7 protein-coding genes are annotated in these 6,374 nt (G+C 77.5%); all 7 read right to left on the bottom strand.

Annotated features, from left to right (window positions below):
- A partial coding sequence (locus tag H1A17_RS32995; protein WP_194823721.1) for a glycosyltransferase family 9 protein occupies positions 1-664 on the bottom strand: 664 nt, incomplete at its 3' end.
- On the bottom strand, positions 661-1,362 hold the full coding sequence (locus H1A17_RS32990) for an SDR family oxidoreductase (protein ID WP_194823720.1): 702 nt from the start codon (positions 1,360-1,362) through the stop codon (positions 661-663). The genes H1A17_RS32995 and H1A17_RS32990, both read right to left, overlap by 4 nt.
- Complete coding sequence (locus H1A17_RS32985; RefSeq protein ID WP_145918840.1) at positions 1,359-2,843, bottom strand: PfkB family carbohydrate kinase; 1,485 nt, start codon at positions 2,841-2,843, stop codon at positions 1,359-1,361. The genes H1A17_RS32990 and H1A17_RS32985 overlap by 4 nt, the downstream gene beginning before the upstream one ends.
- Complete coding sequence (locus H1A17_RS32980; RefSeq protein WP_145918839.1) at positions 2,840-3,625, bottom strand: SIS domain-containing protein; 786 nt, start codon at positions 3,623-3,625, stop codon at positions 2,840-2,842. Before H1A17_RS32980 ends, H1A17_RS32985 begins: the two co-directional genes overlap by 4 nt.
- Entirely contained in the window at positions 3,625-4,842 is a 1,218-nt protein-coding gene (locus H1A17_RS32975; RefSeq protein WP_194823719.1) for a glycosyltransferase, read from the bottom strand. The genes H1A17_RS32980 and H1A17_RS32975 overlap by 1 nt, the downstream gene beginning before the upstream one ends.
- Entirely contained in the window at positions 4,827-5,789 is a 963-nt protein-coding gene (locus H1A17_RS32970; protein WP_194823718.1) for a glycosyltransferase, read from the bottom strand. The genes H1A17_RS32975 and H1A17_RS32970 overlap by 16 nt, the downstream gene beginning before the upstream one ends.
- A partial coding sequence (locus tag H1A17_RS32965) for a glycosyltransferase family 9 protein (protein WP_194823717.1) occupies positions 5,786-6,374 on the bottom strand: 589 nt, incomplete at its 5' end. The genes H1A17_RS32970 and H1A17_RS32965, both read right to left, overlap by 4 nt.

Below are 6,374 nucleotides of genomic sequence, written 5' to 3'. Positions count from 1 at the left end.
CCGACCCGGGCAGGCCCGCGCCGGCCGCCACCCGGGCGGCCAGTTCCCGTTCGCCGGCCGAGCCGGTCACCACCACCCGGTGCCCCCGGTCGGCCAGCCGCCGGGCCAGCGCGGCGAACCGGTCCGCCGGCCACCGCTTCGCCTCGACCTTGCTGCCCGGGTGCACCACGGTCACCCCGGCCGGCAGCCGGCCCGCAGGTGGCCGGTGCAACGCCAGGTCGGTGCGGTCGGCCGGGATGCCGTACCAGTCGAGCAGCCGGCACCAGCGGTCCACCTCGTGCTCGTCGTCGTCCCAGTCGGGGCCGTCGCGGTGCCCGGCGGACGGGCACCGGAAGGCCACCAGCCGGCCCGCGCCGGCCAGCATCCGGTGCGAACGCGGCCCGCGTCCGTGCAGGTTGACCGCCACCTCCGGCGGCGGCCCGGACCACGGCGGCGCGCCGGGCGACGACCGGCCGGCCGACGGGGGGACGGGCCAGGGCGGCGGGCCGAGGTCGTCGGTGGGCAGCAGCCGGTCGACCCCGCCGACCAGCTCGACCAGCGGGCCTAGCCAGGCCGGCGCGGCCAGCACCAGTTCCTCGCCCGGATGCCCGGCCCGCAGGGCACGCAGGGCGGGCACCGCCGTGGCCAGGTCACCGACGCCGAGCGCCCGCAGCACCAGGATCACGGGTACGAGGTCTCCTGCTCGGCGCAGACCACCAGTTCCCGCACGGCGCTGCCGGGCGGCTGGGACAGCGCGAACATGATCGCGGCGGCGGTGTCGGCCGGGTCGTTGAGTTTCGCGTCCGGCCCCGGCCGGTACTGCGGGTCGCGGTCGTCGAAGAAGGCGGTCCGCATGCCGCCGGGGATGAGCAGGGTCACCCCGACGCTGCCGGCCAGCTCGGCGGCGAGCGACCGGGTGAACCCGACCACGCCGAACTTCGCCGCGCAGTACGCGGTGGCGTCCCCGACCGCCTTGACGCCCAGGGTGGAGGCGACCGTGACGACGTTGCCCCTCGACGCCTCCAGGTAGGGCAGCGCGGCCCGGACCACCGCCACCGTGGCGAGCAGGTCCACCACGACGATCCGTTCCCAGGTGTCGCGGGGGACGTCGGCCAGCCTGCCCGGCACGTCCATGCCGGCGGCGGTCACCACCGCGTCCAGCCCGCCGACCCGCTCGGCCAGGTCCCGGGTGGCCTCCTCGGCGGCCCGGGTGTCGGCCAGGTCGCACTCGATCCACGGCACCCCGTCGTCGGGGGGTCGCCGGTCCAGCACCAGCGGTCGTCCGCCGGCCCGCGCGACGGCGGTGACCACGGCCGCGCCGAGGCCGCTCGACCCGCCGGTGACCAGGACGGCCGGACCGGCACCGGGTGGACTGCTGCTCATCGTGCTCCCTCCGTCGTCGGATGCGCCGGGCCCACCGGGGACCCGGCGCGTTCCGGCCGGCCGGTGCGTCGGCGTTCACCCCGGGCCGCCGCGATCATGTCGGTGGTGGAGCGCCCGTCCAGGTACGGCACCACCACGCTGTCCCCGCCCCACCGGCGCAGCAGCTCGCCCTCCGGCAGGGTCGGCTCGTCGTCGACGCCGGTGGCGTAGTCCCCGCCCTTGACCCAGATGTCGGGCCGCAGCCAGCCCAGGGTCGCGTGCGGGGTGGGCTCGTCGAAGACCACCACCGCGTCGACGCAGCTCAACGCCGCGAGCAGCCGGGCCCGGTCGCCCTGCGGGATCACCGGTCGGTCGGGGCCCTTGAGGCCGGTGACGCTGGTGTCGGAGTTCAGGCACACCACCAGGCAGTCGCCGAGCTGCCGGGCGGCCTGCAACGTCGCCACGTGCCCGGCGTGCAGCAGGTCGAAGCAGCCCCCGGTGGCGACCACGGTGCCGCCGGCCGCGCGGACCTCGGCCACCACCGCGCCCGCTGCGGCGGCCCCGATCCGTTCCCCGCCGCCGACCAGCACCGGCGGGCAGTCCCGCACCGGTACGGGCAGCGCGGCGGCCACCCCGCCGTCCGCCACGTACGCCGACGCCGCCCCGACGGCCGCCTGGACCGCCTCGGAGACCAGTGCGCCCCCGGCGAGCGCCACCGCGGCGGCCGAGGCGAACCGGTCCCCCGCCCCGCAGGTGTCCCCCTCGGCGCTGACCGGCGCGGAGACCATCAGCGGCGTCGCCCCGGCGGAGCAGAGCAGCGCGCCGTCGCCTCCGAGGGTCACCACCACCGCGCCGGCCCGCCAGCGTTCCCGCAGCCCCTGGCCGGCCCGGGCGGCGACCGCCAGCCGGGACCCGCCCGGCGGCACCTTGGCCAGTTCCCGGGCCTCCGGCTCGTTCGGGGTGACCAGCCGTACCCCCGGCACCGCGACCGGGCCCCGGGGGTGCGGGTCCCAGACCACCGGGGCGCGGGTCGCGGCCAGCGCCGCCCGCAGCGCCGGTTGTCGGGCCACCCCCCGGCCGTAGTCGCTGACCAGCACCGCGGACGCCCCGGCGAGCAGCCGCAGCACCGCCTCGCCGGGTGGGCCGGGTTCCCCCGCCGCGCCACCCCGGTCGTGGCGCAGCAGCACCCGGCCCCGGGCCCGCAGCCGGACCTTCTCCGGAGTCGCCCCGGCCAGCGGCAGCCCGTACACCTGCACCCCGGCGGCGGTGAGCAGGGAGCTGAGCCGGGCCGCCCCGGCGTCGTCGGCGAGCGCGGTCACCAGCGCCACCTCGGCACCTGCGGCGGCGGCGAAGACGGCGGCCAGGCCCGCCCCGCCGGGCCGGTCGGCGGCGGCCGTCTCGTCCAGCACCGGCACCGGCGAGTCGGGGCACAGCCGGTTCACCACCCCCTCGACGTCCCGGTCGAGCAGGGTGTCCCCGACCACCACCAGCGGGCCCCTCACGCCGGGTCCCCGCGCCGTCCGTCGGCCGCCGGGTCGACGACCACCTCCACCCCGGCCCGTACCGGCCCGCCGTCGGCCACCGGCGGGCCGGGCGGGTCGTCGGCCACCGGAACGTCCGCCGCCGGGTCCACGGGCCGGGCCGGCGACGCGGCGACCTCGGCGGCCGCCGCCTGGCCGGCCAGCGCGGTCAACGCCGTGGGCAGCGCCCGGTCGACGTACTCGCAGAGCACGTGGGTGGAGACCAGGTGCAGTTCCTGCACCACCTGGCTGTCCGGCGAGGCGACGCCGAGCGCCTCGTGGCAGGCGTCGGCGAGCGGGTTCGGCGTCGGGCCGGTGAACGCCCAGCAGCGCAGCCCGGCCTCCCGGGCGGCCGCCACGGCGGCGAGCAGGTTGCCGCTGGCCCCGCTGGTGGACATCAGCAGCAGGACGTCGCCGGGACGGCCGTGGGCCCGCACCTGGCGGGCGAAAACCTCGTCGTAGCCGTAGTCGTTGCCGATCGCGGTCAGCGCGGAGGTCTCGGCGTGCAGGGCGATCGCCGACAGCGGCCGGCGCTCGTCGCGCAGCCGGCCGACCAGTTCGGCGGTGAGGTGCTGGGCCTCGGCGGCGCTGCCCCCGTTGCCGGCGACCAGCAACCGCCCGCCGCCGACCAGGATGCCGGCCAGTTCGGTGCCCCAGCGGGCCAGCAACGGCTCCGCCGCACGGTACGGCAGCAGCGCCTCGGCCAGCAGGGTCAGGTGGGCGTCGAGCAGGCCGGCCCGCGCCGCCCGGGTCGAGGTCGTCATCAGGCGACCACCCGGCTCGGCCTGCGTACGGCGGCGACCTCGGCGTACACCTCGGTCAACCGGTCGGCGGCGGTGGCCCACGAGTAGCTGCGGCGGGCCCGCTGCAACGCGGCGGTGGCATAGCCGTAGCGGCGGGCCGGGTCGTCGATCAGGCCGGCCAGCGCGTCGCCCAGCGCCTGCGGGTCCCGGGCCGGCACCAGGTCACCGGTCACCCCGTCGACCACGGTGTCCCGGATGCCGCCGACCGCCGTGCCGACGACGGGCACCCCGCAGGCCATCGCCTCCAGCGGGGTCAGCCCGAACGGCTCGTACCAGGGGGCGGCGACCAGCACGTCGGCCGACCGGTACCAGCGGCCCATCTCCTCCCGGGGCACCGCCCCGACCAGCCGGACCCGGTCGGCGACCCCGCAGGTGCGGGCGAGCGCCCGCAGCCGCCGGGCGTACGGGTCGGTCTCCAGCAGCCCGGCGGGCGGCCCGCCGACGACCACGCACTCGGCGTCGGGCACCAGCGCCATCGCCCGGATCACCGTCTGGAAGCCCTTGCGTTCCACCAGCCGGCCGACGGTGAGCACCCGGGGCCGGTCGGCGTCGCGGTCGACGGCCGGGCCGAGCGGGGCGAAGGTGTCCAGGTTCACCCCGGACGGCACGACGGTCATCCGGGACCGGGGGACGCCGAGGCGGACCAGTTCCCCGACCTCGTCGCGGCACTGGGCGACGACCCGGTCGACGGCGCACCCCAGTTCCCGTTCGTAGCCGATCCGCCGGGCCGGGCTGGTGTCCTGCACCCCCTGGTGACGCCGCTTGACCGTGCCCAACGCGTGGTACGTCTGCACCACCGGCACCCCGGTCTGCCGGCCGGCGGCCAGCGCGGCCAGCCCGCTCATCCAGAAGTGCGCGTGCACCACCTCCGGCGTCCAGTCCCCGCCCCGCCAGCGGCCGGTGAGCCAGTGGCTGAACTCCTTCATGTGCGGCAGCAGGGCGTCCTTGGCGACCGGCTCGGCCGGGCCGGCGGGTACGTGCACCACCTCGTACCCGTCCGGGGCGCGGACGGCGACCGGCAGGTCGACGGCGTCGCGTCGGGTGTAGACCCGGACGTCGTGGCCGGCCGCCACCAGCGCGGCGGAGAGTTCCGCGACATGCGTGTTCTGCCCACCGGCGTCCTCACCGCCCAGCACGGCGAGCGGGCTGGCGTGCTCGGAGATCATCGCGATGCGCATACTTCCTCCTCCAGCAGGCGGTCCCAGTCGGCGAGGAAACGGTCCAGGCTGTAACGGCCCAGCGCGGCGGTACGCGCCCCGGCACCCGCGCGACGCGCCTCGGCGGGGTCGGCGACGAACCGGGCGGCGGCGGCCAGCAGGGTGTCGATCCGGGTGGACAGCGCCCCCGCCCCTGGCGGCACCGCCTCCACGGCCTCGGTGGTGGCCAGCGCGACCACGGGCATGCCGATCGTCATGGCCTCGATCAGGCTCAACCCCAGCGAGGTCCACCGGCACAGGTGCAGATAGGCCCGCCGGCGGGCCAGCTCGGCGTGCATCCGGTGCTGCGGGACGTCGTCGTGGCTGGTCAACCGGTCGGCCGGCAGTCCGAGGTGGTCGGCGAGCCCGGCCACCTTCATGCCGTAGACGTCCAGCGGGGCGATCCCGGCGAACCGGGCGAGCAGGTCGGTGCCGGTGATCCGCCCCCGGCGTACCGGCTCGTTGATCACCACGGCGAGCCGGTCCAGCTCACCGGTCCAGGTCACCGCTGGCGGGACCACGCCGTGTTCGACGACGGCGGTGCGGGTGGTCCCGTTGTCCCAGAACAGCTCGTTGAAGTGGGTGACGTGGGTGAGCAGCAGATCGTCCCGGTCGGCCATCGGGTGCCGGGTGTTCGGCACGTCGCCCTTCGGGGCGTTGTGCTCCACGTAGACCGCCGGCACCGCCCGGCCGAGCCACTGTCTGGCCAGGTCGTACTCCTCGGGGCGTTGCAGCAGCACCACGTCGACATCGGCGTGGCGCAACTGCTGCGGGGTCACCTCGACGGCGCTGTCCGGCCACGGGTAGGTGCGTGCCCGGCCCAGCCCGTACGGGCCCCGGTCGGGGGTGACCGGCACCAGGTAGCGGTGCTTGCCGTGCACGAAGGACGTGGTCCAGGAGCCGTGCACGTGCCAGAGCAGGATGTTCATCGCCGGCTCCCCCGCCCGGCCGGCACCGGCGTCACCCCGACCGCGCCGACGGGCGGCGGCACGTCGGCGGGGACGCCCAGCAGGCGTACCGCGTCGAGGACCCGACCCGGTTCGACGGCCGACAGGCAGGGGTGGCCGGGCACCGGGCAGACCGTGGCCCGGGTGTCCCGGCAGGGGGCGGCGGCGTCGCCCAGCCGGACCGTCGGCACCCGGTAGGGCCCCCACTGTCCGTAGGGGACGGTGGGGGCGAACAGGCTGACCACCGGCACGCCCAGCGCGGCGGCCAGGTGCGCCGGCCCGGTGTTGCCGACCACCAGCGCGCCGGCGTGGGCGAGCACGGCGGCCAGGTCGGCGAGGCCGGTCCGGCCGCCCAGGTCGATGCCGGTGTCACCGGCCACCCGGGCGGTCAGCGCCGTCTCGTCGGGTCCGCCGGTGACCGCGACCCGGTGGCCGGCGGCGGTGAGCGTCCGCACGATCCGGGCCGCCAGGTCGGGCGGCACGGCCCGGCTCGGCACCGCCGAACCGGGGTGCAGCACCAGGTAGCCGGGGTCGCCGAGCCCGGCCGGCGTCGGCGGCACCCGGTCG

This window comes from Micromonospora sp. S-DT3-3-22, from assembly GCF_015354745.1.
Taxonomy (GTDB): Bacteria; Actinomycetota; Actinomycetes; order Mycobacteriales; family Micromonosporaceae; genus Micromonospora; species Micromonospora wenchangensis.
This window is presented reverse-complemented; position numbering and strand designations above follow the sequence as displayed.

Bases quoted from the DNA above. Each gene is read 5' to 3' on its own strand.
- H1A17_RS32990 (WP_194823720.1), bottom strand. From the start codon at position 1,362: ATGAGCAGCAGTCCACCCGGTGCCGGTCCGGCCGTCCTGGTCACCGGC.
- H1A17_RS32980 (WP_145918839.1), bottom strand. From the start codon at position 3,625: ATGACGACCTCGACCCGGGCGGCGCGGGCCGGCCTGCTCGACGCCCAC.
- H1A17_RS32975 (WP_194823719.1), bottom strand. From the start codon at position 4,842: ATGCGCATCGCGATGATCTCCGAGCACGCCAGCCCGCTCGCCGTGCTG.
- H1A17_RS32970 (WP_194823718.1), bottom strand. From the start codon at position 5,789: ATGAACATCCTGCTCTGGCACGTGCACGGCTCCTGGACCACGTCCTTC.